Annotated in this window: 34 protein-coding genes; 20 read left to right on the forward strand and 14 right to left on the reverse strand. The window is 61.9% G+C overall.

Translation table 11 applies throughout. From position 1 onward, the window contains the following. Positions 1–67 precede the first annotated feature (67 nt). From BM151_RS09620 to BM151_RS09640, 5 genes are all read left to right on the forward strand, one after another. Positions 68–757, forward strand: coding sequence for a Hint domain-containing protein (locus BM151_RS09620; RefSeq protein WP_177213084.1), 690 nt, complete (start codon positions 68–70; stop codon positions 755–757). 117 nt (positions 758–874) lie between these two features. After that, positions 875–1,729 carry a methylated-DNA--[protein]-cysteine S-methyltransferase gene (locus BM151_RS09625; RefSeq protein ID WP_090060400.1) on the forward strand — a complete coding sequence of 285 codons (855 nt, stop codon included), beginning with the start codon at positions 875–877 and terminating at the stop codon, positions 1,727–1,729. 130 nt (positions 1,730–1,859) lie between these two features. Then, positions 1,860–2,510 (forward strand): YiaD family glycine zipper/OmpA-like lipoprotein, encoded by a 651-nt coding sequence (locus BM151_RS09630; protein ID WP_090060402.1) that lies wholly within the window; start codon positions 1,860–1,862, stop codon positions 2,508–2,510. 124 nt (positions 2,511–2,634) lie between these two features. After that, positions 2,635–3,405: a FadR/GntR family transcriptional regulator gene (locus BM151_RS09635; RefSeq protein ID WP_090060404.1), complete on the forward strand. Its 771-nt coding sequence runs from the start codon at positions 2,635–2,637 to the stop codon at positions 3,403–3,405. Further along, positions 3,405–3,905: a metal-dependent hydrolase gene (locus BM151_RS09640; RefSeq protein ID WP_090060406.1), complete on the forward strand. Its 501-nt coding sequence runs from the start codon at positions 3,405–3,407 to the stop codon at positions 3,903–3,905. Before BM151_RS09635 ends, BM151_RS09640 begins: the two co-directional genes overlap by 1 nt. Here BM151_RS09640 and BM151_RS09645 read toward each other — a convergent pair. The 6 genes from BM151_RS09645 to BM151_RS09670 all read right to left on the reverse strand — a co-directional run bounded on the left by BM151_RS09645 (position 3,881) and on the right by BM151_RS09670 (position 7,010). After that, the gene (locus BM151_RS09645) at positions 3,881–4,261 is read right to left on the reverse strand and encodes a GFA family protein (protein WP_177213085.1); all 381 of its coding nucleotides are present in this window, start codon (positions 4,259–4,261) and stop codon (positions 3,881–3,883) included. The two genes, BM151_RS09640 and BM151_RS09645, sit on opposite strands and share 25 nt — an antisense overlap. 104 nt (positions 4,262–4,365) lie before the next feature. Next, on the reverse strand, positions 4,366–4,944 hold the full coding sequence (locus tag BM151_RS09650; RefSeq protein ID WP_090060407.1) for a F0F1 ATP synthase subunit B: 579 nt from the start codon (positions 4,942–4,944) through the stop codon (positions 4,366–4,368). A gap of 4 nt (positions 4,945–4,948) precedes the next feature. Then, the gene (locus tag BM151_RS09655) at positions 4,949–5,482 is read right to left on the reverse strand and encodes a F0F1 ATP synthase subunit B' (protein WP_090060409.1); all 534 of its coding nucleotides are present in this window, start codon (positions 5,480–5,482) and stop codon (positions 4,949–4,951) included. A 111-nt stretch (positions 5,483–5,593) separates the two neighbouring features. Next, positions 5,594–5,830 (reverse strand): F0F1 ATP synthase subunit C, encoded by a 237-nt coding sequence (locus tag BM151_RS09660; RefSeq protein WP_066608699.1) that lies wholly within the window; start codon positions 5,828–5,830, stop codon positions 5,594–5,596. Between the two features lie 59 nt (positions 5,831–5,889). Continuing rightward, on the reverse strand, positions 5,890–6,645 hold the full coding sequence (locus BM151_RS09665) for a F0F1 ATP synthase subunit A (protein ID WP_245781165.1): 756 nt from the start codon (positions 6,643–6,645) through the stop codon (positions 5,890–5,892). A 2-nt stretch (positions 6,646–6,647) separates the two neighbouring features. Continuing rightward, positions 6,648–7,010 carry an AtpZ/AtpI family protein gene (locus BM151_RS09670; RefSeq protein WP_090060410.1) on the reverse strand — a complete coding sequence of 121 codons (363 nt, stop codon included), beginning with the start codon at positions 7,008–7,010 and terminating at the stop codon, positions 6,648–6,650. Between the two features lie 231 nt (positions 7,011–7,241). Here BM151_RS09670 and BM151_RS09675 point away from each other — a divergent pair, with 231 nt between their 5' ends. After that, entirely contained in the window at positions 7,242–7,601 is a 360-nt protein-coding gene (locus BM151_RS09675; protein WP_090060757.1) for an ArsR/SmtB family transcription factor, read from the forward strand. Here BM151_RS09675 and BM151_RS09680 read toward each other — a convergent pair. From BM151_RS09680 to BM151_RS09695, 4 genes are all read right to left on the reverse strand, one after another. Beyond that, complete coding sequence (locus BM151_RS09680; RefSeq protein ID WP_245781166.1) at positions 7,598–8,218, reverse strand: LysE family translocator; 621 nt, start codon at positions 8,216–8,218, stop codon at positions 7,598–7,600. The genes BM151_RS09675 and BM151_RS09680 overlap by 4 nt on opposite strands. Before the next feature lie 96 nt (positions 8,219–8,314). Beyond that, a complete protein-coding gene (locus BM151_RS09685) occupies positions 8,315–9,166 on the reverse strand; it encodes a DMT family transporter (protein ID WP_090060759.1) in 852 nt (283 codons plus the stop codon). 206 nt (positions 9,167–9,372) lie between these two features. Continuing rightward, positions 9,373–10,269 (reverse strand): LysR family transcriptional regulator, encoded by an 897-nt coding sequence (locus BM151_RS09690; protein ID WP_090060412.1) that lies wholly within the window; start codon positions 10,267–10,269, stop codon positions 9,373–9,375. Between the two features lie 79 nt (positions 10,270–10,348). After that, positions 10,349–11,161 carry a glycosyltransferase family protein gene (locus BM151_RS09695; protein ID WP_090060413.1) on the reverse strand — a complete coding sequence of 271 codons (813 nt, stop codon included), beginning with the start codon at positions 11,159–11,161 and terminating at the stop codon, positions 10,349–10,351. A gap of 304 nt (positions 11,162–11,465) precedes the next feature. Between BM151_RS09695 and ffh the strand changes: the two genes are divergently transcribed. From ffh to BM151_RS09765, 14 genes are all read left to right on the forward strand, one after another. Further along, entirely contained in the window at positions 11,466–12,983 is a 1,518-nt protein-coding gene (ffh, locus tag BM151_RS09700; RefSeq protein WP_090060414.1) for a signal recognition particle protein, read from the forward strand. A gap of 3 nt (positions 12,984–12,986) precedes the next feature. Then, positions 12,987–13,538 carry a GNAT family N-acetyltransferase gene (locus tag BM151_RS09705; protein ID WP_090060416.1) on the forward strand — a complete coding sequence of 184 codons (552 nt, stop codon included), beginning with the start codon at positions 12,987–12,989 and terminating at the stop codon, positions 13,536–13,538. Beyond that, a complete protein-coding gene (locus BM151_RS09710; protein ID WP_090060421.1) occupies positions 13,535–14,065 on the forward strand; it encodes a GNAT family N-acetyltransferase in 531 nt (176 codons plus the stop codon). Before BM151_RS09705 ends, BM151_RS09710 begins: the two co-directional genes overlap by 4 nt. Then, positions 14,062–14,361, forward strand: coding sequence for a chorismate mutase (locus tag BM151_RS09715; protein WP_090060423.1), 300 nt, complete (start codon positions 14,062–14,064; stop codon positions 14,359–14,361). The genes BM151_RS09710 and BM151_RS09715 overlap by 4 nt, the downstream gene beginning before the upstream one ends. Positions 14,362–14,409: 48 nt before the next feature. Next, complete coding sequence (rpsP, locus tag BM151_RS09720) at positions 14,410–14,799, forward strand: 30S ribosomal protein S16 (RefSeq protein ID WP_090060425.1); 390 nt, start codon at positions 14,410–14,412, stop codon at positions 14,797–14,799. Between the two features lie 144 nt (positions 14,800–14,943). Further along, on the forward strand, positions 14,944–15,591 hold the full coding sequence (gene bluB, locus BM151_RS09725; RefSeq protein WP_090060426.1) for a 5,6-dimethylbenzimidazole synthase: 648 nt from the start codon (positions 14,944–14,946) through the stop codon (positions 15,589–15,591). Positions 15,592–15,631: 40 nt separating this feature from the next. Further along, complete coding sequence (gene rimM / locus BM151_RS09730) at positions 15,632–16,141, forward strand: ribosome maturation factor RimM (protein ID WP_090060428.1); 510 nt, start codon at positions 15,632–15,634, stop codon at positions 16,139–16,141. Beyond that, entirely contained in the window at positions 16,138–16,920 is a 783-nt protein-coding gene (locus tag BM151_RS09735) for a hypothetical protein (protein WP_090060430.1), read from the forward strand. The genes rimM and BM151_RS09735 overlap by 4 nt, the downstream gene beginning before the upstream one ends. Before the next feature lie 39 nt (positions 16,921–16,959). Continuing rightward, positions 16,960–17,793, forward strand: coding sequence for a tRNA (guanosine(37)-N1)-methyltransferase TrmD (gene trmD / locus BM151_RS09740; RefSeq protein ID WP_090060431.1), 834 nt, complete (start codon positions 16,960–16,962; stop codon positions 17,791–17,793). Further along, on the forward strand, positions 17,790–18,248 hold the full coding sequence (locus BM151_RS09745) for a GNAT family N-acetyltransferase (protein ID WP_090060433.1): 459 nt from the start codon (positions 17,790–17,792) through the stop codon (positions 18,246–18,248). The genes trmD and BM151_RS09745 overlap by 4 nt, the downstream gene beginning before the upstream one ends. A gap of 209 nt (positions 18,249–18,457) precedes the next feature. Then, positions 18,458–18,952 (forward strand): hypothetical protein, encoded by a 495-nt coding sequence (locus BM151_RS09750; RefSeq protein WP_090060435.1) that lies wholly within the window; start codon positions 18,458–18,460, stop codon positions 18,950–18,952. 289 nt (positions 18,953–19,241) lie between these two features. Continuing rightward, positions 19,242–19,616 (forward strand): 50S ribosomal protein L19, encoded by a 375-nt coding sequence (gene rplS, locus BM151_RS09755; protein ID WP_090060437.1) that lies wholly within the window; start codon positions 19,242–19,244, stop codon positions 19,614–19,616. Positions 19,617–19,627: 11 nt separating this feature from the next. Continuing rightward, the gene (gene rpmE, locus BM151_RS09760; protein WP_090060439.1) at positions 19,628–19,849 is read left to right on the forward strand and encodes a 50S ribosomal protein L31; all 222 of its coding nucleotides are present in this window, start codon (positions 19,628–19,630) and stop codon (positions 19,847–19,849) included. Positions 19,850–20,072: 223 nt separating this feature from the next. Continuing rightward, entirely contained in the window at positions 20,073–20,885 is an 813-nt protein-coding gene (locus tag BM151_RS09765; protein ID WP_090060441.1) for a division plane positioning ATPase MipZ, read from the forward strand. Between the two features lie 27 nt (positions 20,886–20,912). Here the strand turns inward: BM151_RS09765 and BM151_RS09770 are convergent, their stop codons facing one another. The 4 genes from BM151_RS09770 to BM151_RS09785 all read right to left on the reverse strand — a co-directional run bounded on the left by BM151_RS09770 (position 20,913) and on the right by BM151_RS09785 (position 25,417). Continuing rightward, the gene (locus BM151_RS09770) at positions 20,913–21,149 is read right to left on the reverse strand and encodes a hypothetical protein (protein WP_177213087.1); all 237 of its coding nucleotides are present in this window, start codon (positions 21,147–21,149) and stop codon (positions 20,913–20,915) included. A 284-nt stretch (positions 21,150–21,433) separates the two neighbouring features. Then, positions 21,434–21,715 carry a hypothetical protein gene (locus BM151_RS09775; RefSeq protein ID WP_090060445.1) on the reverse strand — a complete coding sequence of 94 codons (282 nt, stop codon included), beginning with the start codon at positions 21,713–21,715 and terminating at the stop codon, positions 21,434–21,436. Positions 21,716–21,830: 115 nt separating this feature from the next. Continuing rightward, complete coding sequence (locus BM151_RS09780) at positions 21,831–22,784, reverse strand: glycosyl transferase family protein (RefSeq protein WP_090060447.1); 954 nt, start codon at positions 22,782–22,784, stop codon at positions 21,831–21,833. Further along, complete coding sequence (locus BM151_RS09785) at positions 22,781–25,417, reverse strand: nitrate reductase (protein WP_090060449.1); 2,637 nt, start codon at positions 25,415–25,417, stop codon at positions 22,781–22,783. The genes BM151_RS09780 and BM151_RS09785 overlap by 4 nt, the downstream gene beginning before the upstream one ends. Between the last annotated feature and the right edge of the window lie 2 nt (positions 25,418–25,419).

The raw sequence follows: 25,419 nt of genomic DNA on the forward strand, positions 1-25,419 counted from the left end.
GGTTAATCTCGGATTCAAGATTTCCAGCCAATCTCATCAAGACCACGAATGTTTCAAGGCGAGGCAGATGACGACATTTTCCGGCATGGGACTGACTGCGAATGAGGCACTGTCCGAGGACGGGCTGTCCGACAGCGATCCTCGCCCAGAACAGCATCTGCCGCTCTCCGGTCTCGGCCCCGGCGTGATGCTCGAGACCAGCGAGGGGCCGCAGCCCGTCGAATGGCTCCGCCCGGGCGATCTCCTGCTGACCCGCGATCATGGCTATCAGCCGCTTCTGTGGACCGGGCGCAGCGCGATGAGCGATACGGGTGTTGAGCCGCCGCTGCGCATCCATGCCGGGGCTTTCGGCAAACACACGCCGGATCACGATCTCATTCTCTCCCCCGGTCATCACCTGTTGCTGCGCTCGCCGCAGGTCGATCTGCATTTCGGCTGCGAAGAGGCGCTGGCCCCGGCGCTCGACATCGCCAATGAAGCCGAGACCGATTTCGACATCCCCTCGCCCGACTATGCCTATTGCCACCTGTTGATGGCCGAACATGAGGTGGTTCTGGCCGAGGGCGTCTGGATCGAGACCCTGTTCCCGGATGAGGCCACTCTGAGCAGGATGGCAGACCGCGCCCGCGCCGAAATCATCAGCAAGCTCGGCCCCGCGCTTGCCAAATCCCAGAGCGCCCGGGTGATGCTGCACCCGGGGGAGGCCGTGGTGCTGCAGCCGCGCTATGCCATCGCTGCCCGGCGCATGGCGGCCTGAACAGGACAGCCTGAGCCACCACAGCTCTGTTTCGACAAGTTTCGGGTCGGCAAGGCTCCGGGGACGCGGTAGGCTCCGGACAAGACCATCTCGCTCCTTTGCCCGGATATCTGCGCCATGACTGCCCCCGACCTCACCGAAGATCGTTACCATTATCAGGTCATCCGCCGGGCGATCGAACGGATCGATGCCTCGGCCCTGCCCTTGTCGCTCGACGCGCTGGCCTCCGAGATGGGCATGTCGCCGCATCATCTGCAAAAGCTGTTCTCGCAATGGGCCGGGGTTTCGCCGAAACGGTTTCAGCAATATCTCACCCTGGGTCATGCCAAGGCGCTAATCAATACCCATCACACCATGCTCGAGACCGCCGATGGCGCCGGGCTTTCGGGCACCGGCCGGCTCCATGATCTGTTCCTGCGCTGGGAGGCGATGACACCCGGCGAGTATGCCCGCAAGGGCGCCGGGCTCACCATTTCCTACGGATGGTTCACCACGCCTTTTGGGCCGACCTTGGCCATGGCGACGGAGCGCGGGCTCTGCGCCATGGGGTTTGCTTCGGAATGCAGCCCGGACGCGGCCTATGCCGATCTCACCGCGCGCTGGCCCGAGGCGCGCTATATCGAAGATCCCGATAGGGTGTCCCCCTATATCGAGGCGGCGATCGGCGGTGGCGATCTTTCGCTGCACCTCCTGGGCGCACCGTTCCAGATCAAGGTCTGGGAGGCGCTTCTCACCATCCCTTCGGGGCAGGTCACCACCTATTCGGATATCGCCCGCGCGATCGGCAATCCGAAAGCGGTGCGCGCCGTCGGCACCGCGGTCGGGCGCAACCCGGTGAGCTGGCTCATCCCCTGTCACCGGGTCTTGCGCAAGACCGGGGCCATGGGCGGCTATCACTGGGGCCTGTCGGTGAAACGCGCGCTTCTGGCCTATGAGGCGGCACAGGTGGACGCCGCCGCAGACGGCGCATAACGGCACCTACGCTCACAAATCGGTTAAGCGAAAACCTGCCACATTTGCGTGATCGGGGAAAATCCGCCGTGCCACAGGCGCTTGAGAAGGATAGAAACGCCACAAGAGCAGTTCTTTTGGAGGATCAGGAATGAAATCCCCGCTTTATATCGCCCTTCCCATGACCGCCGTTCTCGGCCTCACCGCCTGTATGGATGCTTACGATCCGAACAGCAAAACCACGCAGGGGGCAGTGGTCGGTGCCGCTTTGGGCGGGATCGCCGCCGCCGCGACCTCCGGCGACAATGACAAACTGGCGAAAACCGCCGTCGGCGCGATGATCGGCGGGGCCATCGGTGGCGCCATCGGTCAGCAGCTCGACAAACAAGCCGCCGATCTGCGTCAGGATCTGGGCAATGACAATGTGAGCATCGTCAACACCGGCTCGCAGCTGATCGTGACCATGCCGCAGGATATCCTCTTTGCCACCGACAGCGCCGTCGTCGTGCCGTCGCTGCAAAATGACCTGCGTTCGCTGGCCTATAACCTTCAGGATTACCCGAACACCACGGTTCAGGTGATCGGCCATACCGACAACACCGGCAGTGCCGCCTATAACCAGGAGCTGTCGACCCGTCGCGCTTCTGCCGTGGCGACGATCCTCACCGCCAATGGCGTCTCGCCGAACCGGATTCGCGCCTATGGCCGCGGCGAAGATCAGCCGATCGCCACCAACCTCACGCCTGAGGGCCGAGCCCAGAACCGTCGGGTCGAGATCATCATCACGCCCAACGCCACCTGATCGGCATCGCGACAGAGTTTCAAAGGCCGGGCATGTCCCGGCCTTTTTCATGTCAGCTTTTTGTGGCACTGGTCTGGATGCGGTCATATAATTTGACCAATCCAACGGAGCGCAAAGACCCGCCATGCCCTTTCAGAAAATCAATGCCGAAAAGCTCAGCGCCTCGGTGATGCGTCAGATCGAGCTGTTGATTCTGCGGGGTATCCTGCGCCCCGGTGAACGCCTTCCGGCGGAGCGCGATCTGGCGGAACGCCTCGGCGTGTCGCGCCCCTCGGTGCGCGAGGCGATCGCCGAGCTGACCGAAAAGGGGCTTGTCGCGCCACGTGCCGGCGCCGGCGTCTATGTCGCCGATGTGCTGGGCTCGGCCTTCTCGCCGGCGCTGGTGAAGCTCTTCGGCGCCCATGAGGAGGCGGTATTCGATTACATCGCCTTTCGCCGCGATATGGAGGGGCTGGCCGCCGAGCGCGCCGCGAAACTCGCCTCCGACACCGATCTCAAGGTGATCAACACCATCTTCGAAAAAATGGAAGCGGCACATCCGAAGCGCAACCCGTCGGAAGAGGCCCGGCTCGATGCGGAGTTTCACCTGTCGATCATTGAGGCGAGCCACAATGTCATCATGCTGCACATGATGCGCTCGATGTTCGATCTGCTGCGCGAAGGCGTGTTCTACAACCGTTCGGTGATGTTCAAACAACGCACTAACCGCGCCCAGCTTTTGGACCAGCACCGGGCGATCAACACCGCCCTGCAGACCCGCGATCCGGAGGCCGCCCGCGCCGCAGTGATCCGCCACCTCGACTATGTCGAAGAGGCGCTGTTGGATCAGAAGAAATTTGAACAGAACGAAGAAATTGCTCAGTTGCGATATGCCCATGAGAGGGAGCGCGATTGATGTTCATCGGTCATCTGCCCGCCGCCTATCTCGCGTTCACGACCTCGGCACGCCGCCTGCCGCGACCGGCCTTTGCCGCAGGGATGATTGCCTCCGTCGCTCCCGATCTGGACCTGTTCCTATTCTATTTCGTCGATCATCGCGCGGTCCATCATCACGAATACATCAGCCACCGCCCGATCGTCTGGTTCGCCCTCACTCTCTTGGGCCTAGCACTCTCACGCTCTCGCTGGGGGCTTCCCCTTGCCGCTTTCGGCGCCGGCGGCGTGATTCACATGGCGCTCGATACGATCGCCGGTTCGATCAACTGGGCCTGGCCCTTCGGAACCTTTGGCGGCCCGCTCGTGGTCGTTCCCGCAACACGTGGAAATTGGATTCTGAGCTTTCTCACCCATTGGACCTTTCTGACCGAGATCGCGATCTGCCTGCTTGCTGCTATGGTATTCATCACCTCCCGACGCCGCCGCCAGGCAGATCAGAGCAACCGCCCTGTAATCTGACGCACCGGCAAATTTTCTAAACCCACCCCCGCGAGGCAGCGCAGGTTGATGGCCCAGCCCTCAAACGGGACCGCCCCGGCGGCACGTTCTTCGGGCGTCGGATCAGAGGGGCGGCGAAACGGCAGGATGCCACAGCGCGGACAAAAATAATCCGCGCCGGTCATCGAACCCCAACGATAAGCGGTCAACTCTTCCAGCGGCGTCATGAAGCGCATCGCATGCCCCGGGACGCGGAAGGTCAGCGCCCCGCGCATGCGACAGATCGAACAGTCGCAGATCCGCATTTGGTCGATCTCGGCACTCACTTGGAACCGCACCGCGCCGCAGTGACATGCCCCTTGGTAGGTTTTCAGCATCCCGCCTCCCCGTTTTCCCCAATCATCATAGCAAAAGCCCCGCCAGTTTTGGCGGGGCTTTCAATCAGGGTGTGACTGATCCGGTCAGGAGATCAGGCAATCCGTTAGTGCAGCTTGTCACCGACTTCGGCGATGGCCGTATCGATCAGCTTGTTGGCGTCGGCGGCGGTCATCTTCTTGGTGATGACGTCGGAGGCGGCGGCCACGGCGACAGAAATCGCGGTGTCGCGAACCTCGCGCACGGCGGCGGCCTCGGCGGCACCGATCTGTTCCTCAGCGGCGGCCAGGCGGCGCGCAATCGAAGCTTTCAGATCTTCCTTGGCTTTCACAGCCGCAGATTCAGCGTCTTTCTTCGCTTGGGCGACGATGGCATCGGCCTGTTCCTGCACCTCGCGCTGTTTGCGCTCGTAGGACGCCAGAATGGTCTGAGCCTCATCGCGCAGAGCGCGGGCTTCTTCAAGCTCGGATTTGATCCCGGCGGCACGCTCATCGAGCATCTTGCCGATCATCCCCGGGACTTTCTTCCATACCAGAATGGCGACGAAGAGCAAGAAGCCCAGAAGCACGATCAGGTTGGTGTTCGACAGCGTCCAGAAGTGGCCCGAGAACGGGTTGTAGGAGGCGGCGAGCGCCGGGCTGGCGACGGCGACGGAGAGCGCGGAAAGGAGAGAAAGTTTTTTCATGTCCTTAGCCTTTCATCCGTGCGGTGATCGCCGCGGTGATCGTGCGCGCATCGGCGGAAGCGCCCATGGCGGCCACGAGTTCCTTGGCGGTCTCTTTGGCGACGTCTTTGACGCTGTCCATCGCGCCGTCGCGGATCTCGGCGATCGCTTTTGCCGATTCCGCGGCCTTGGCGGAGATTTCCGCATCGGCTTTGGCGGTGGCGGCATCGAGATCGGCCTGAATGGTCGCGCGGGTCTCGTTGGCGATCTGTTGTGCCTGGGCTTTCGCCTCGGCCAGAGCGGCGTTGTAAGCCTCTTCTGCCTCTTTTGCCTTGAGCTTGAGCTCCTCGGCGGCAGAAATATCATTCATGATCGTGCCGGACCGTTCTGCGAGCACCGTGGAGATGCGCGGCAGAGCGATTTTCGACAGCACGAAATAGATCACGACAAGCGTGACCAAAAGCCAGAAAATCTGGTTGGGGAACGTGGCGAAGTCGAGCTGCGGCATGCCTGCCTCAGCTTTGGCCAACTCTTCTGCCCCATGCGTTGCGGTTGCCATCTTAGCCTCCTGAACCTGACCTGATGCCCCTCGGGAAAGGAGCGACCCCTGATGTTACGCGAGGGTGGATCTGAGATCAGACCCACCCTGCCGTAAGGATGGAGCGTCGGATCAGACGGCGAACATCAGCAGGAGCGCGACGAGGAACGAGAAGATCCCCAGAGCTTCTGCAAAGGCCATGCCGATGAAGAGGGTCGCGGTTTGCGACGCAGCAGCCGACGGGTTGCGCAGAGCGCCGGAGAGGTAGTTGCCAGCAACGTTACCCACACCCATGGCGGCGCCGCCCATGCCGATGGCGGTCAGACCAACACCGATGTATTTGCCGAGTTCTGCGATATTGCCTTCCATTGTGATATCTCCTTACGTTGGAATTGGCTGGATAGAGTTCGAACCTTGGACTGCGGGTCTTAGTGGACCGGGTGCAGCGCGTCTTTCAGATAGACGCAGGTCAGAATGGTGAACACGTAGGCCTGGATGAAGGCCACGAGAACTTCGAGACCATACATGGCGGTGATCGCCACGATGGAGACCGGGGAGATCGCGGCGATAGCTGCGAAACCGGCGAAAACTTTGATCACGGCGTGACCGGCCATCATGTTGCCTGCAAGACGAATGGAATGGCTGACGGGACGCACGAAGTAGGAGATCAGCTCGATCACCGCGAGAAGCGGCCGCACGGCCATCGGCGCGGAGCTGACCCAGAACAGAGCGAGGAATTTCGAACCGTTCTTCACGAAACCCAGAATGGTCACGAAGAGGAAAACGAGCACCGCGAGAACACCGGTCACAGCGATGTGGGACGTGGTAGTGAACGACAGCGGCAGAAGGCCCAGCATGTTCGAGAAGACGATGAAGATGAACAGCGTCATCACATAGGGGAAGTATTTCACCGCATCCTTGCCGGTCACGTCCTCGATCATCTTGTAGACGAAACCATAGGCAAGCTCGGCGATCGACTGACCTTTCGAGGGCACGATGGCGCGACCACGCGAGCCGACCACCAGAAGCAGGATCACGGCCAGAACGGTGATCGCCATCCACAGGGTCACATTGGTGATCGTGTACCAGTGAACCGGACCCTCGCCGAAAAGCGGCGTGACCTTGAACTGGTCCATCGGGTGGAAAACAAGGCTGCTCTCGGAACCATGTGCTTCAGTCGCCACGTTCAATCCCTCTCATCAGGTGCGGGAGCCCCCGCGTTCGTCTTTTCGGCCTCTGCCTGTTCGGCAAGCTGGCCCTTCTCGATCTCGCGCGCGGTACGCATCATCGTCTTGACGCCGGCCGCGAGACCAAATCCGATAAACAGCACGAGGAAGATGGGCGTTGTCCCCAACAGCTTGTCCAAGCCGAACCCCATGCCAAAACCGATCAGCAGACCGGCCACAAGTTCCGTCACCATCCGCCAGGCCATATTGGCTTGGGAAAAGTGCTCTTCACCGCGGGAGGTTTTCGGGCGCTGCGCCTCTTTCACCTTGGCGATCCGGTCTTCCAAAGCGCGCAGGCGCTCGGGATCGTGCGGATCGGTCATGGCAAAAAGCCCCCTGCGGTCAGTTGCCGGCAAGCTATGCGGGGGGTGGTTTAGAGTCAACGCTGAATCGACCGAAGTGCGACACGTATAACCAGTTGATATTTATACATTTCGACCCAATTATCGAGAGGCAGCCAGGTGCGCCCGACCTCCGTTAGCGCCAAAGGGCTCGCGTTTTCGTTATTCAACCAAATGGTTGACCAAACCGGCCTGCGCGCCTATCGGCAAGGCATGACAGTGAAACCAGCACATGATCTCGATCTCATCTTTGCAGCGCTTGGCGACCCGACCCGCCGGGCCATCCTGATGATGCTTCTGGAAGACGACATGGCGGTGACCGACGTGGCCGAGCCTTTCGAAATGTCGCTGGCGGCGATCTCGAAACACCTCACCATCCTGACCCGCGCCGGACTCATCGGCCAGGAGAAACGCGGGCGGGTGAAATGGTGCAAGCTCGAACCGGACGCGATGCGCGCGGCGTCGGTCTGGATGCAGGGGTTCGGACAATTCGACGAACTGGATCTCGACGGGCTGGAACGGTTCCTGGAACGCGAGCTGGGCGAGAGCCCCGAGACCTCGCCCGAGGCCTAGCGGATCTCGCGCGCCAGCTTGCCGGCAAAGCCCAGGAGCAAACAGCCGGAGAAGAGTCGGAAATTGCGATAGCGCCGCTCGGTGAGGAACCGCGCCCGCAGCAGCGCGGCCAGTGTCGAATAGGTGCTGAGCGAAAAGATCGAAATGGCGCAAAACGTGCCGATCAGGATCACGGATTGCGGCAGGACCGGCTGATCCGGCGACATCACCTGCGGAAAGAGCGCGACAAAGAACAGGATCGCTTTCGGATTGGTCACGGCCAGAAGAAACCCCTCGCGGAACAGTTTGCCGCCCGAGACCCCGTGCGTGGCGACATCCGGCAATGCGAGCGCCTCGCGCTTGAACAGGAGCTTCACCCCGAGCCAGCTCAGATAGCCAACGCCCAGCCAGCGAAACAGATGCCACAGGATGTCCGACATCATGATGAACCCGGCCACGCCCCCGGCACAAAGCGCGCCAGCGACGACCAGCCCCAGAGCATTGCCGTAGATGATCGGCTGAACCCGGCGAAACCCGAGCTGCGCGGCGCGGCGCACCGTGTTCAGGATCGCCGGCCCGGGCGTCATGATATTTGCGGCGGATATCAGGGCGAAGGAGACCCAGGTGCCATGGTCCATTTTCCACAACCCAATTTGTATACCATTGCATGCAGTTTACTCAGATACAGCTATTTCACCGCAGAAGCGCCGCGTCAAGGCCAAGCCTGCGACAACTCAGGCTTCGTGCTTCAGCAAGAGATAGAGCGCCAGAACCGTCAGGCCGATACCGCCGAAGACCAGCGCCGGCGGCGTGCCATGCCCCAGCGCAAACTCCCAGATGATCACCCAGGACGGCACCAGATAGGTATAGGCCATGACTTTGGCCGCCGCCAGACGGACAGAGGCATAGGCCAGAAGCGTCGCGGTGATGGTGGTGGCGAATACCGTCAGATACCCCAGCGTGATCCAGACGATCGCAGGCAGGCTGGCCCAATCGGTCGCGATCACTTCACGCCAGCCAAAGCCGAAAATGACCAGCGAGGCGGAGGCCAGAATAAAGAATGTGAACACCAGCGTGCGTTCGCCTCGATGCAGCCGCGGCACCATCGGCGTGTAGATGGCATGGGCCACCACGCCGATGAAATAGAGCGCCTCGCCGCGTCCGACGTGAAAGGTCAGGAGCGCCTGAATATCGGCCCGAAAAATCACCCAAAGCGCCCCGGTCGCCCCCACGGCCAGCGCCAAAGCGATACGCCGGGTGGTGATCTGGCGCATCAGCACATAGCCGAAACCTGCCGCCAGAACCGGTGTCAAGGTAAAGACCGCAGAGGCCGAGACCGGCTCCGCGGTTTTCAGGCCGACAAACATCATCACGAAATAGAGCGCGAAAATCCCGCCAAGGATCAGGTAACGCCAGGGCTGACGCATCGCTTCACGCGGAATGCCTCCGGTTGCCATGGCCATGATGCCGACAAAGAGTGCCGCCGCGACAAAGCGCACACCATTGAGCGCCAGAGGCGAGATTTCATTGGCCACCATGGAACCGAGCGAGAAAGACCCCGCCACGAGGCAGGAAAAGGTGAGCATGGCCAAATGGCCATTGCGGCGGTCGGTGGCGGCAGCGGTATGGGGCACGGGTGAGAGACTTCCTGAGAATCTGACGAATATGTCGCGTTCACATCGCGATCATGCCGTTTAAACGCAGGACGGCCCCGGGGTCCATTGCCTGCAAACGCACAGCATGGCCGCAGGTTTTGCCAGCCCGTCAAAGCGACGCGGAAGGGCCTGCCCTGTCAGCGAGACTGCGGCCATTCCTTGGCCCGGGCCTTGAGATAGGTGAGAAAGGCCTGCACCTTCGGCGTGCGGTGCAAATCGACATGGGTGACGAGCCAGTTCTGGTTTTCCCATTCCGAGCGCGGCGCCATCATCTCGACGAGGTCCTCATGTTCCTCCCCCATCCAGGTCGGCAGGAACCCGACCCCGGCGCCGGCAAGAATGGCCTGAATCATCGATTCCACATCCGAGGTCCGGAACACGATCCGGTCGGCCGGCACATGATCATTGATCCAGACCATGAAGGGCGCGCGCGAATTCGGATCGTCGAGCGACACGAAACGCAACACCTGGGCCAGATCATCACCGGTCACCTCCGGCGTGCCATAGGTATCGAGATAGCGTTTATGGGCATAGAGCGCATAGGAATGGTGATAGAAAGGCTGGACCACATTGTCCGGTTCCTGCGGCGGCCGGCCGGCCCGGATCGCCACATGCGCCTCGCCATATTCCAGCCGAAACACCCGCTCACCGGTGAGATAGCGCACCGTGAGCCCCGGATGTTCGCTCTGGAACTCGGCCAGAACCGGCGCCAGAAGCCCGGACATGCCCGGCAGCGAGGTGACGACAAGCTCGCCCGCGACCTCCTCGCCCCGGCCCTTGATCCGGGAGACCAGCTGCGAGAACTGATCGTCGGTGGTCTGCGCCACTTTCAACAGATCGAGTCCGGCCTCGGTCGGCGTATAGCCGCGGGCGTGGCGCTGGAACAGTTTCACGCCCAACCGGCCCTCGAGACTGTCGATATGCCGGATCACCGTGGCGTGGTGCACCCCCAGTGCCTGCGCCGCCCCCGAGACCGTGCCCATCTTGGCAACCTGAAAGGCGGTGCGGAATTCATCCCAGTTTTCGACGGACATCTATGGCCTCAGCTCTGCTTCATGTGCGAAAAAGTACGCTTTGGGGGGATGATTTCCATTTTTGTGGAAAATCGCAAGGTCAATTTGCCTTCCCGTCGCCCTTGCGCAGCCCAACCCATCTTTGTGCCGCTTCCGGAAGCTCTCCGCTCCGCTCTTGCGCCCATTCTTCGACCAGGGCGACCCGCTCCGCCTTGAGCAAAGCCTCAAGCGTGGCGATACGCTCCCCACGCCCCCGCATATGGTCCTGAAACCGGTGCGAATGCAGGATGGTCGGCACCGCGTCGAGCGGTTCCCAGGCATCCAGGAGCGTCACCCGGCGCAGGTTGAACTCCGGCGGCAGGACATAATAGCGCAGATCGCTTTCCCAGAGCATGTCTTTCAGGATGATCTGATCGCGCTCTATCGCGTCATCGGCAAAGAACCTCTGTGCCCAGTCATGCAGAAAGGCCAGCATGTTCTCGGATCGGCGATAGAGGAAGACGCCCGAATTGTGCTGTGGAAAGGCATAGGGTGTCTGATGATCACGCCCCCGCCGAATGAGTGCCCAGTCGCGCCGGACATCATGGGTGAGCGCGCATTCGAACCGGTCCAAGATGTCGAAAAGATCGCCGAGCGGCGCAAGAAACAGCGTGTCGCTGTCAACATAGAGCGTGCGGTCAAACCGGGTCTCGGGCATGGCGCGCAACTTTTCGCGTTCATGCATCTGTGGCGTCACACGGATTTCATCGAACACCCCGTCGGGCACCTCTTCGGACAGATCGGTGACCAGATCCACCGCAATCTCCGGTTCGACGGCCCGCAAGCTGCGCGCCGATTGCACCGCCAGATCGACATAGTCGGCCCCGCTGGCAACGTAGAGCACACCGCGGCCTCCTGCCTTGTCCCGTTCCATTCTCCCCCCTTCCGGTTTTCGATCCCCGGCTGCCGAAGACAGACAGTAGAGCAATCGCGCGACATGGCCAGTGCAAAGCCGCCCCGCCAATACATATGACTCCCCAATACTCTTGACTCCCTTGGCGCACGCGCGTAGAGACCGGCCAAATCTTCCGGAAAGCCATGGCCTTCCGGTCCTCAGGCTATAGGCCAGGATCGCCCTCCGTCAGCGCGTTGCGCCCACGGAGGCGAAGCTGCATTGGCCTTACAATTTCACCGCTTCATGCCCACATGGAGCACGTTGCAACACAGGGGAGAGACCCATGTTTGAAAATCTGTCCGAACGCCTCGGCGGCGTCTTCGACAAGCTCACCAAACAGGGTGCCCTGTCCGAAGACGATGTGAAAACCGCGCTGCGCGAAGTCCGCGTTGCCCTTCTCGAGGCCGACGTGTCGCTGCCGGTGGCGCGCGATTTCGTCAAGGCCGTGACCGACAAGGCCACCGGCCAGGCGGTCACCAAATCCGTCACCCCCGGCCAGCAGGTCGTCAAGATCGTCCATGACGAACTGGTATATGTTCTGGCGGGCGACGAGGGCGACATCGGCACGCTCAAGGTCGACAATGCGCCCGCTCCGATCCTGATGGTCGGTCTGCAGGGTGGCGGTAAGACCACGACCACCGCGAAGCTCGCCAAGCGCCTGAAAGAGAAACAGGGCAAACGCGTCCTGATGGCCTCGCTGGACATCTACCGTCCGGCCGCCATGGACCAGCTCAAGGTGCTGGGCGAACAGATCGGCGTCGACACGCTGCCGATCGTGCCGGGCCAAAGTGCCGCCGACATCGCCAAACGCGCCAAGCAACAGGCCATGATGGGTGGCTATGACGTCTATATGCTCGACACCGCCGGGCGTCTGTCGATCGACGAGACCCTGATGGCCGAGGTCGAGGAGGTGCGCAACATCACCTCCCCACGCGAGACGCTTCTGGTGGTCGACGGCCTGACCGGTCAGGACGCCGTGCACACCGCCGAAAATTTCGACGGGCGCATCGGCATCTCCGGCGTGGTGCTGACCCGGATGGACGGTGACGGTCGCGGCGGCGCCGCGCTCTCGATGCGCGCGGTCACCGGCAAACCGATCAAATTCGTCGGCTTGGGCGAAAAAATGGACGCTCTGGAAGAGTTCCACCCGGAGCGGATCGCCGGGCGCATTTTGGGCATGGGCGACATCGTTGCCCTCGTCGAGAAGGCCCAGGAAACCATCGAGGCCGAACAGGCCGAGCGAATGATGAAACGGTTCCAGAAGGGCCGGTTCAACATGAACGACCTGAAAATGCAGCTCGAGCAGATGCAGAAGATGGGCGGCATGGAATCGATCATGGGCATGATGCCGGGCATGGGCAAAATGGCCAAACAGGTGCAGGAAGCGGGCTTTGATGACAGCATCATCAAACGCCAGATCGCACTGGTGAATTCCATGACCAAGAAGGAACGCGCCAATCCGCAGATCCTTCAGGCCAGCCGCAAGAAACGCATTGCCGCCGGTGCCGGGCTCGAAGTGTCTGAGCTGAACAAGCTTCTGAAAATGCATCGCCAGATGGCGGACATGATGAAGAAGATGGGCAAGATGGGCAAAGGCGGCATGCTGAAACAGGCCGTGAAAGGCATGTTCGGCAAGGGCGGCCCGCAGGGTCTCGAAGATATGGATCCGGAAAAAATGGCCGAGGCCACCAAGGCGCTGCAAGGCTCCCTGCCGAAAGGCATGCCGGGCATGGGCAATCTGCCCGGCCTCGGCGGCGCCGCGCTGCCTCCGGGGCTTTCGGGCTTCGGGAAGAAGAAGTAAGTCATGCCCCTCGCCCCCACCATAGAAACCCAGCGCCTCAGGTTGCGCGGCCATGTCGAGCGTGATTTCGATCACTTCGCCGACATGTATGCCTCGGACCGGTCGCGTTACATGCATGGCCCGCTTTCCCGGCGCCAGGCTTGGTTTGCCTTCTGTGGTGACATCGCGCAATGGCAGCTTTTCGGCCATGGCGCCTGGGGCGTGGAACGTCTGGACGATGGCGCATTCGTCGGTCAGGTCGCGCTGAGCAAACCGCCGCATTTCCCGGAACTGGAACTGGGCTGGTTCGTCATGGACGGGTTCGAGGGCAAGGGCTATGCCATGGAGGCCGCCGTGGCCGCCCGCGATTACGCCTATGTCGAAATGGGCCGCGACACTTTGGTGTCTTACATCGACCCGAAGAACAAACGCTCCATCGCATTGGCCGAACGCCTGGGCGCAACCCGTGACGATGCGGCGGAACGCCCCGATGGCGAGACCCTCGACGAGTGCCTCACCTATCGCCACCCGAGCCCCGAGGCGCTGCAAGACGGCGGCATGGAGGCCTACGCATGAGCCTTCAGCTGACTGTCCCCGCCCTCGAAACCGAACGGCTGCGCCTGCGCGGTCCGGAAAATGATGATTTCGAAGCCTTCGCCCAGTTCTACACCAATGAAGACCGCAGCTGGGGCGTCGGCGGCCCGATGGATCGCGCCACCGCCTGGCGGTTCTACGGCACGAACCTCGGTCATTGGCTTCTGCGTGGTTACGGCTTCTGGACCGTAATCGAGAAAGCCAGTGGTGCACAAGTCGGCCGCGTCGGCCTCTGGAACCCGGAAGGCTGGCTGGAAGCCGAGATCGGCTGGATGATGTATGACGGGTTCGAGGGCAAGGGCTATGCATTCGAGGCTGCGAAAGCGGTGCGCGACCATGCCTACGACACGCTGGGCTGGGGTCCGCTGACCTCGGTCATCGCTCCGGGCAATGATCGATCGGTGGCGCTTGCGGAACGTATGGGCGCCCGCTTCGAACGCAATTGGGTCTCGCCCTCCGGCAAAGACGCATTGATTTACCGCCATCCCGCATCGGAGGAATTGCAATGAGCAATGACGTGATCCGCGCTCAGGAGATTCTCAAGGAGCATCGCGAAAGCATCGACCGGCTGGACGCGATCCTCGTCTACACGCTGGGCGAGCGCTTCAAACACACCCAGGCCGTGGGCAAGCTCAAGGCCGAACACGATCTTCCGCCGTCGGACCCGGCGCGCGAGGAAAAACAGATTGCCCGGCTCGAGGACCTCGCCCAGCGCGCGGATCTCGATCCGGAATTCGCAAAGGCCTTCCTGAAATTCATCATCCAGGAAGTCATTCACCATCACGAGAAACACCAGGATTGCTGAGGTCCAACCCGACCTTGGCTCAATAGTCAGACTTAGGAGAAACACATCATGGCTATGAAAATTCGTCTCGCCCGCGGCGGTTCCAAAAAGCGCCCGTTCTACCGCATCGTTGCCGCCGATTCGCGCATGCCGCGCGACGGTCGTTTCCTCGAGAAACTCGGCACCTATAACCCGCTCCTGCCGAAAGACAGCGAAGAGCGCGTGAAAATGGATCTCGAGCGCGTGCAATACTGGCTCGGCCAGGGCGCCCAGCCGACCGACCGTATCGCCCGTATGCTGGAAGCGGCCGGTGTGCTCGAGAAAAAAGAACGCAGCAACCCGAAGAAAGCCGTTCCGGGCAAGAAAGCCCAGGACCGCGCTGAAGAAAAAGCCGCGAAAGCTGCCGAGGCTGCTGAAGCCGCTGCTGCTCCGGCTGAAGAAGCTGCCGCAGAAGAATAAGACCTGCGCAAGCGCGCAAGGCTCGCTATAAGACATGCGAAAGCATGTTCTGCCTTTACGTCGGGTCTGCTTTGCAGATCCGGCGTTTACCCTTTCCGGCCAAGCTGCACCGGGCGGGGATGAATCGAGTGAGGGAATTCACAGATGACCAGTACCGCCCCGCAAGGCCCTTTTTCACAGTCGTTCCGCAACGATTTTCGCACACTTCTCGAATGGCGCCGCGACGTTCGCCTGTTCCAGCCCGACCCGATCGATCCGGTTGCGCTGAGCCGCTGCCTCGACACGTTCGAGCTGGCGCCGTCGGTCGGCCTGTCGCAACCCACCCGGGTCGTTGCGGTCAAAAGCGAGGCGGCACGCGCTGCCGTGCTCGCCAATTTCGATGCGCGTAATGCCAAGGCCCTGTCCGGCGAGCTGGGCGAAAAATCTCAGACCTTCGCGGATCTGAAGCGGCAGAGCCTGCTGGTCGCACCGGAACATTTTGCGGTGTTCTGCGACCAGGACGTGATCGGCAGCAATCAGCCGGACCTGATCGCCCTGCCCGAACTGCTGCGCTATTCGGTGGCCGCCGCGATCATGCAGTTCTGGTTCGCCACCCGTGCCGAAGGCATCGGACTGGGCTGGGTCTCGCTTCTGGATGCGGAAAAGATCAACGCAGATCTGGATGTCGACAAGAGCTGGGACCTCGTCGGCTATCTGTGCCTCGGCTATCCGCAGCAAGAGAGCAACCAGCCGGATCTTGAACGTCTAGGCCTGCAGGAACGTCAGTCTTGCCCGCCAATTCTGACCCGCTAATCTGACGGCAAAGAGCGTCCCGGAGGGAACAGAGACGATCATGAGCGACACACGGATCATCGTCGGCGCCATCGCAGGCGCCTTTGGCGTTCAGGGCGAGGTGCGGATCAAAAGCTTCTGCGCCGATCCCGAAGCCATTGGCACCTATTCGCCGCTGACCTCGGAAGACGGCAAGACGACCTATATCCTAGGCATCACCCGGGCGATCAAGAACGGTTTTGCCGCGCGGATCGACGGGGTGGAAACCAAGGAACAGGCCGATGCGCTCAAGGGCGAAACGCTCTATGCTGATCGCGACGCCCTGCCCTCTCTGCCGGATGACGAATTTTATCATGCCGATCTCATCGGCCTGACCGTGCTCGACACTGGAGGGAACACGCTTGGCACCGTGCGCAATGTGCTCAACCACGGCGCCGGCGATCTTCTGGAGGTTCAGGCCCCGGGTCTCTCCACCACGGTGCTTTTGCCCTTCACCCTCGTCAATGTGCCCACGGTCGATCTCACCGCGGGCCGGATCATCGCCGATCCACCGGAGGGGCTCTTCGAATGACCGCGCCCCGGCGCATTGTCATTCACGCCGGATTTCACAAGACCGGGACGACCTCGCTGCAACGAACGTTTTCGCTCAACGCCGCAACGCTGCTGCCACATGTAGAGTTTTACCTGCAGGACGAGATGATCCTGACGCCTCTGCGCGAAGCGGTCCTGAATTTTTCCGGCAACCGCTGCAAAGCGACGAAACGGGTGATCACCGAACAGGCCTCCGCGTTTTTCCGCTTACTGGACCCGGAAGACCCCCGGCCTGTCATGGTAAGCTCCGAGAGCCTGTCAGGGCATTTCCCCGGATCGTCTGGCGTCCACAAATACGGCCCGGCTCCGATTGCCATCGCCCTCATCCGTGACGCCTGGGCGGACGTGACGGGATCGGATGCCGGATTCGAAGTCTATTATTCGACCCGCGGCAACGGCTGGCTCGCCTCCTGCCACTGGCAGAGACTCAAGACCAAGCGCGCAACGCTCAGCCTTGAAGACTATTGCGAAAAATTCGCGATTGCTGCCGACCACGAGGCCATTCTGCACGAGATCCGCGACCGGCTCGGGGCCGAGCGGGTGCACAGCAGAGCGCTCGAAAGCATCGAACATCCGATCGACCCGGTCCTTGATCTCTTGGGTCTCTCGCACCTGAGCGCGGAACTCGACATTCCGCCCAACGCCAATGTCTTTCCCGGCGAGGCTGCGCGGGACAAGCTGCTCGCCCTCAATCGCTCCAATGTCTGGGGCGACGCCTACCGACAAGCCCGTCGTGCAATCCTCGATGGGCGCGCGTGACGGCTTTCCCCACCTGCCCTGCCCCGCTATAGAGATGCCATGACAGACAGCACGCCCTCCCCGAAAGCCAAATCTCATGGCCGTCTGGCCTCGCGCCCGACACTCAGGCCCAGCGAGTTGATGACCAACACGCCGGATCTCGCGGGCGTCTGGAAGGCCAAGGTGATCACCCTGTTCCCGGAGGCCTTTCCCGGCGTGCTGGGCGAAAGCCTGACCGGCAAGGCGTTGCAGGACGGCAAATGGCAGCTCGAGAAAATCCATTTGCGCGAATTCGGCGTCGGCAAGCACAAGAATGTCGATGACACACCGGCCGGCGGCGGCGCCGGCATGGTGATCCGTCCCGATGTCATGGGCGAGGCGATCGATTTCGCGATGAACGGCACGCCGCCCGATCGTCAGGACTGGCCGCTGGTCTATCTGAGCCCCCGCGGCAAACGCTTCGATCAGGCCATGGCCCAGCGCTGGTCGAAAGCGCGCGGCATCACGATGATCTGCGGTCGCTTCGAAGGCGTCGACGACCGCGTGCTCTATCACTACGGCGTCGAAGAGGTCTCCTTGGGCGATTTTGTCCTCACCGGCGGCGAGATCGCGGCCCAGGCGATGATCGACGCCACGGTGCGGCTCCTGCCCGATGTGCTGGGCAATGCCGAGAGCATCGAGGAAGAGAGCCATTCGCACGGGCTTCTGGAACACCCGCAATTCACCCGGCCTGCCGAATGGAACGGCCTGCCGATCCCCGAGGTGTTGATGTCCGGACATCATGGCAAGATCGCCGAATGGCGCCAGAAGATGGCCGAAAAGATCACCCGCGACCGCCGTCCCGACATGTGGGAACGCTATGAAGCCTCGCAGAAAGGCAACCATAAGCCATGAGCCAGTGTCACATCCGCGCCGCAACGGAGGAGGACCTCCCGACCATTCTCTCCCTGCTCGCTGATGATCAGAAGGGCGCGTCGCGGGAAGACCCGAGCCTGCCGCTCGCGCCAGGATATCTCGCGGCTTTCGCGGCGATGCAAGCGGACCCCAATCAGTTTCTGGCCGTGGCCGAAAAGGCGGGCGCGGTCATCGGCGTTTTCCAACTGACCTTCATCCCCGGCCTGTCGCGCCGTGGCGCCTGGCGCGGCCAGATCGAATCCGTCCGCATTCATCGCGCGATGCGTGGCACCGGACTTGGCACAGAGATGATGGAATGGGCCATCGCGGCCTGCCGGGAACGCGGCTGTAAACTGGTTCAGCTGACCTCCGATCAGGATCGCGAAGACGCGCATCGGTTTTATAGCGCCCTGGGCTTCACGCCGAGCCACACCGGGTTCAAAATGAACCTGTGAGGGCGGATCGCCCCTTGCCCCCTGATATTGCCCGCATCCTCGCTGCAACCGATGGGCCTCTCTCCTTGTCGCCACCTTGTCACCTGGTTACCTGTCCCGCCTCAAGCCGCCCTTGCCCAGGCAGATCGCCGTGGCCCCCCCCCCGGGACTGGATCAAACCCAGACATTCGCCCCTGTGCTAGAATGACCGGGAGAGGGGGAGGCACACCATGCGCTGGACGACACGTCTTTTCGTCCATTTCATCTGGCTCAGCGGCATTTTTCTGACCCTGGGCCTCGGTGTTCTGGCGCGCGAAACGCTGATGGCCCGCGGGATTGAGGTCGTCTCCGTCGAACGCGGCGCAAAGCTTCTCCTGCCCTATGCGCTCTGGGCCGACGCACCTTTCATCGTTCTGGCCTTCATGGTGCGGACCCGCCTGCGCCGGGCGCTCAGGGAGTGCCCGGAAGACACCCGCCGCCTGTTCACCATTGCAATTGGGTCCTATCTCGGCACCGCGGTGGTGCATGGGGTCGTACAGTTCCAGGGTCTGGTGTATACTGGGCCGGGCGGCTTTGCCGAAATGGTGACGATGATGATCCTGATGTCCCCCCTGACCATCCCGGGACTGGTCCTGACCTGTGCCATCGGCGCAGCTTTCGGCGGGCTGATCGCAGCCTATCTGCACGCCTGGCGCTCGGGCCCGCCGCCAAACCCAAGGCCCTAGGGCTCAACACCACAGGCCACACCCTCAAACCCCTTGCCACATTGGGCGCAAACGCCTATACACCGCCCGTCCGGAGGCGGGATTCGCTTCGCGGACCGTTTTTCTTTGAACCGGTTGCTTTCTTCGGCGATCACCACGGGCAAAGAGAACGCCAAAGCAAAGACGCTTGAACACTCCGGCGGGCATCCCCTGACAGCAGGGAGAACGATGGACCCGATGAAGGCACGGAGCTCTGGGGCGGATGAAAACCTTCGTGGACAACAACCACGAGTAGATTGGAGTACAAGCGATGGATCTTATCGCCCAGCTTGAAGCCGAGCAAATCGAAGCTCTCGGCAAAACCATCCCGGATTTCAAAGCCGGTGACACCATTCGCGTCGGTTACAAAGTGACCGAAGGCACGCGCACCCGTGTGCAGAATTACGAAGGTGTCTGCATCTCCCGTAAGAACGGCAAAGGCATTGCCGGTTCCTTCACGGTTCGCAAAATTTCCTTCGGTGAAGGCGTTGAGCGTGTGTTCCCGCTCTACTCCACCAACATCGAAACCATCGAGGTGGTGCGTCGCGGTAAAGTGCGCCGTTCGAAGCTCTACTACCTCCGTTCGCGTCGCGGCAAATCGGCCCGTATCGCGGAAGTCACCAACTACAAGCCGCTCGAAGCCTGAGGATCGTCACGATGAAAACCGATATCCATCCCGAATACCACTTCATCGACGTCAAAATGACCGATGGCACCATCGTGAAAATGCGCTCCACCTGGGGTGCAGAAGGCGACACGCTCGCGCTCGACATCGACCCGACCGTGCACCCGGCCTGGACCGGCGGCAACTCCCGCCTGATGGACGCCGGCGGCCGCGTTTCCAAGTTCAAAAACAAATACGCTGGCCTCGGCTTCTAAGCCCCGCTTCCAGCACTGTTTCGAAAAGGCCCGCAGCGATGCGGGCCTTTTTGTTTGGGGGCACGGGGTCCGACAACAGGATTTTCCAAGCGTCACACCCTCAACACAGCTGTGGATAGACGCGCGATCCCTCTTGCACAGGGTTGGCGAGAAACGGCATACAGGGCATACTCAGATCACAAACGCGCGACGATAAGCGCGGTTAGGGCAAGGACTTCGGGACATGGCGCATATCATCATCGTCGGCAATGAGAAGGGCGGCGCGGGCAAATCGACCATGTCGATGCATGTGGCGACCGCCTTGGCACGGATGGGCCATCGCGTCGGTGCATTGGATCTCGATCTGCGGCAAAAGACCTTTGCCCGCTATCTCGAAAATCGTCTGAGCTATTGCCTGCGCGAAGGGCTTGAACTGGCCACACCCGAGTATCGCGACCTGCCACAGGTCGAGGCCGCGGATCTGGCCGAGGGCGAGAATATTTACGACCGCCGCCTGTCGATGGCGGTGACCGGGCTCGAGGAGAGTTGCGATTTCATCCTGATCGATTGCCCCGGCTCGCACACCCGCCTGTCGCAGGTGGCGCATACGCTCGCGGACACACTGATCACGCCGATGAACGACAGTTTCATCGATTTCGATCTCCTGGCCCGGGTCGATCCGGACACCAACAAGATCCTCGGCCCCTCGGTCTATTCGGAGATGGTCTGGAACGCGCGTCAGCTCAGGGCGCAGGCCGGGCTCAAACCGATCGACTGGGTGGTGCTCCGGAACCGCCTCGGCGCACAGGCGATGCACAACAAGAAGAAGATCGGCGATGCCCTGACCGAACTGTCGAAACGCATCGGATTCCGCGTCGCCCCCGGCTTTTCCGAGCGGGTGATTTTCCGCGAGCTGTTCCCGCGCGGGCTGACGCTTCTCGATCTCAAGGACATCGGCGTCAAAACCGCGATGAACATTTCCAACGTCGCGGCCCGTCAGGAATTGCGGGATTTGATGAAAGAGCTGAACCTGCCGGGCGTCGAGGTCGATTTCTGATCCGGGTTCATACCGGGATCAGCCCGTTCAATCCAGCGTGACCACCGAGACCACATCGGCCTCCAGCCGCTTGGCGGCCAATTGCGCCGCCAGATCGTCCTGTGTGCTTGCCTGTTGCGGCTCGACCCGGATGGTTTTCGTGTTGAGCCGGATCTGTTTCGGACGTTCCCGCCACAGTCTGCGCGGATCGTATTGGACATACCAGGGCTGGCCGGTAGAACCGGCATAATTGCCGCCATAACTGCCATCCGTCAGACCCGCCAATCCGTTCGCCCCGGCCCCGGAGCCCATCGACGCTAGGCGCGTAAACTCCCCGGTCGGGGCCGCGGAACGCAAACCGTCTGATTTCGTAAGAATAAAAGCAATCGCGAGTCCCGTGAACAGGACCGCCTGAAAAACCATTCTGAACATGGTACCACGCCCACTCTCTACACGTTTCGTACCGTCCCCTAGGACAGTCTCGGCCAATAGGGCTCAAGAAAGGCTTCCCACTTCGGCTTGCCGCGTTACAAAAACGCCTTTTCCCTCCCGGCCGGAACGGCGCGATTTCAGCCCATTTGCTCGAGACGCCGCAGGAAGGCATCGCCTTTCTGCCTGGCCACGACATGGCGTTCCCCGGGAACGAAAGTCGGCGCATCCGACACCTCGGGGGCGAGCCGTTTCTCGAACCGTGCCGCCTGATTGCTTTCGCGATGCCGGATCACGAGCAGCGCCGCAACGGAAAAGATCATCAAGCCGAGGCCGATCGCCATCAGCGTCACCTGATCGGATGCATCCAAACCTGCGACCCATTGGTCGAACATGGTGCGCAGCGTCGTCAAAATGTCCATTCCCGGGTCTCCTATGCCAGTGGATAGGGTAACTATCGAGGCGGAAAGCGGCGAGAATCTGGCACGGAAAAGGTATTAACCGTCGGATTTCGTGATGATCGGCAGGCGAATGTGGTCAACCGGAACGTGTAACCCAAAGGGCGCGCGCCCGCTCTTCGGCCTGTTCCACCCCGAGCGTTTCCAGCGCCAGAGCCGCCGTGGCGATGACGATGGCCTCGGCAAAGGGATCCTCGAGATCGCCCCGCCAGAGCGCACTCAACCGGGAGAGGTCGATCTCTCCGTCGTTGAGACGCCGTGCATCGTCGAGCGTAGGCGGCTCCACACCCTCCCAGGACGCCCCATGCCTTAGGCCGAAGACCTGAATGTCCTTCGACGGGTTGCGTTCGAACTCGCCGCCACCGCCCTTGATCACCGACATGGCCTCAAGCCCCAAGAGCTTCGAGGCATCGGCCTGAAGCTCCCGGTACGGCGGGTGGAACACGCCTTGGACCGAAGCCCGCGCACCGCCCGGGTTGAGCATGCGCGCCACGGTGTTCAGACAGGAGCGCAGACCAAAGTCGGCGCGCAGTTGCAGCAGACGCAACAGCTGCGGCGAGAAATTTTCCAGCGGCAGATAGGCGATACCCTCGGATGCGATCACCTGCCCGGCCTCGTCGGGAGAGGCGCAGGAGGTAATCCCGGCATAAGGCAGGCCCTCGCGCACCAGATGGCCGCTTTCGCCCAGCCCGTTCCAACCGTGCATCAGAACCCTGTACCCGGCTAGGGCGACCAGACGGGCAGACAGGAGAAACCAAGGCAGGCCGCGGGTGCGTCCGGCGGCATAGGAGGGCCAGTCGAGATCGGGGGTCGGCACTTCGGTCAGACCCTCGCGCAGCGCAGCGGTGAAGCCTGCAAGCTCCTCGGGCACTTCGCCTTTCATCCGCATCAACATCAGCATGGCACCGATACTTTCCGGCGCCGCATCCCCGCACAACACACGGGCCATGGCCTCATGCGCCTCCTCTTGCGTCAGAGAGCGGGACCGGCCCGGGCCACGCCCCAGGATCCGGACGAATTCGGCAATGCTCATTCGGCAGCTTCTTTTCCTTTGGCGCGGGTGATCAGGGCCTTGATCTCGGGGCGGCAGGAGCCGCAATTCGTGCCCGCCTGCAGCGCTTCCCCGATGGCCTCTACCGTCATCAACCCGCGCGTTTCAATCGCCGTGAGGATAGTGTTGACCCCCACATTGAAGCAAGAGCAGAGCACAGGTCCCGGATCGGGCTGATCGGCGGGGGATTTGCCCGAGAGCACCTGTGGTGCCTCGCCGCCCGGCAGATGTGACAGGTAATCGCGCATCACCGCGACCGGTTTGCGGGAAATGAACAGCGCGGCGACCAAGGCGCCGTCCTGATGGAAAGCGATCCGCGCCGTGCCCTTGGCGGGATCGAACATGGTCTGGGCCTCGGCCTCGGGCATGTCGAACAGCATGCGGGCCTCTTTGAGCCAATCCTCGGGTGTCTCGCGCCCGGCCAGCTCGACGCGGTAGCCCGCCGTGGTTTTCGCCACGGCCCAATAATCCGATGTGGCCTTCACCGGGCTCTGCGAGATCGCGAAGCCGTACCAAGCGGCCTCGAAAGGTTTGATCTGAGCCACCGAGCCTTTGCTTTCCGGCTGCCCGGAGATCGGGTCCGTCACCGGCGCCACCAGCGCGTCGATCCGGGCGGCAGGGGCATTTTCGCCGGTCCAATGCATCGGCGCAAAGACATCGCCCTTGGTGATGCGGTCAGTGATCATGGCGCGCAGGATCGCCTTGCCATGGGGCGTCGTGACCTCCACGAGCGCGGTCGGGCCAATGCCTCGCTCCGCAGCATCCTCGGGATGCAGTTCCAGAAACGGCTCGGCGTAATGAGCCGAGAGCCGGGGCGAGCGCGCGGTGCGGGTCATCGTGTGCCATTGGTCGCGAATACGCCCAGTGTTGAGCCGGAACGGGTAACGCCGCTCAACCTTGGAGACCGGCGGTTTCCAGGTGACCGGCAGCATCCGCCCCTTGCCATCGGGGGTGAAGAACGCGCCATCGGCAAAGAACCGTCCGCCTTGCTTGCCATCCGAGACCGGCCAGCGGGTCGGGCGCAACGCGGCATAGGCGCTGTCGCTCAGATCCTTCAGCCCCGAGATGTCGAAATCCTTGCCAAAGCCGCCGGCAATCCCCGAAAGCGCCGCGTATTCGCGGAAAATCTCGGCGGGGCTCTGATAATCGAAAGCCGCGCCGAAGCCCATGCGGCGGGCGACCTCGGTGATCTGTTGCCAATCGGGTTTGCAGCTACCCGGTGCGGGCAATGCCGCCCGCTGACGCGAGATCAGCCGGTCGGAATTGGTCACCGTGCCGTCCTTTTCGCCCCAGGCCGTCGCCGGCAAAAGCACATCGGCCAAACGCGCGGTATCGGTGGCGCCGGTGATGTCGGAGACCACGACGAAATCGCAGCCCTTGATCGCCTCGCGCACCCGATCCGCATCAGGCATCGAGACCGCGGGGTTGGTGTGAAGAATCCACAGTGCCTTGATCGTGCCCTCGCCCACCGCCTTGAACATGTCGACGGCCTTGAGCCCGATCTGGTCCGGCATGGCGGGCGCGTCCCAAAACGTGCGGACCGCATCGCGATGATCGGCATTCTCGATGTCGAGATGACAGGCCAGCATATTGGCCAGACCACCGACCTCGCGCCCGCCCATGGCGTTGGGTTGCCCGGTAACCGAGAATGGCCCCATGCCGGCGCGACCGATGCGACCGGTGGCGAGATGACAATTGGTGATGGCGTTGACCTTGTCCGTGCCCGAGGAGCTTTGGTTCACCCCTTGGGAGAAGATCGTCACGGTCTTCTCTGTAGCGCACCAAAGCTCATAGAATTCGGCGAGAAGGTCGTCGGAAAGACCGGTGACGGAGAGATCCTCGCCCTCGGCGGTGGCAATCGCCTCTTCCAACCCGGAGACATTCTGCGCAAAGGCCGCATCCACCAGACCCCGTTTGGCGATCTCGGCCAGCAACCCGTTGAACAGCGCCACGTCCGAGCCGAGCGCCAGCGGCAGATGCAGATCGGCGAGATCGCAGGACGCCGTGCGGCGCGGATCGATCACCACGAGCTTCTGTTCGGGGCGTTTCTTGCGGGTGGCGAGGATGCGTTGATAGAGCACCGGGTGACACCAGGCCAGGTTCGAGCCGGTCAGAACGATGAGATCGGCCTCGTCGAGATCCTCATAGGTCCCCGGCACGGTATCGGTGCCGAAGGCACGTTTGTGACCGGCGACGGTGGAGGCCATGCAGAGCCGGGAATTGGTGTCGATATTGGCAGAGCCGATGAAGCCTTTCATCAGCTTGTTGGCGACATAGTAATCCTCGGTCAGCAACTGACCGGAGACGTAAAAGGCAACGCTGTCGGGACCATGTTTGGCAAGAGTATCCGAGAAGGTTGTCGCGACCAGATCGAGCGCCCTGTCCCAGTCGCTCTCCTGCCCCTGGATCTGCGGCGCCAAAAGCCGTCCGTCCAGAGACACGGTCTCACCCAGGGCCGAGCCCTTGGAACAGAGCCGTCCGAAATTCGCCGGGTGCTCGGCATCGCCACGCACATCGAGCGCGCCCTTGTCATCGGGTTTCAGGAGGACACCGCAGCCGACGCCGCAATAGGGGCAAGTCGAGCGGATCTGACAGGCGGATTTGGCTTGGGTCATGC

It is taken from the genome of Celeribacter neptunius (assembly GCF_900113955.1).
GTDB lineage: Bacteria > Pseudomonadota > Alphaproteobacteria > Rhodobacterales > Rhodobacteraceae > Celeribacter > Celeribacter neptunius.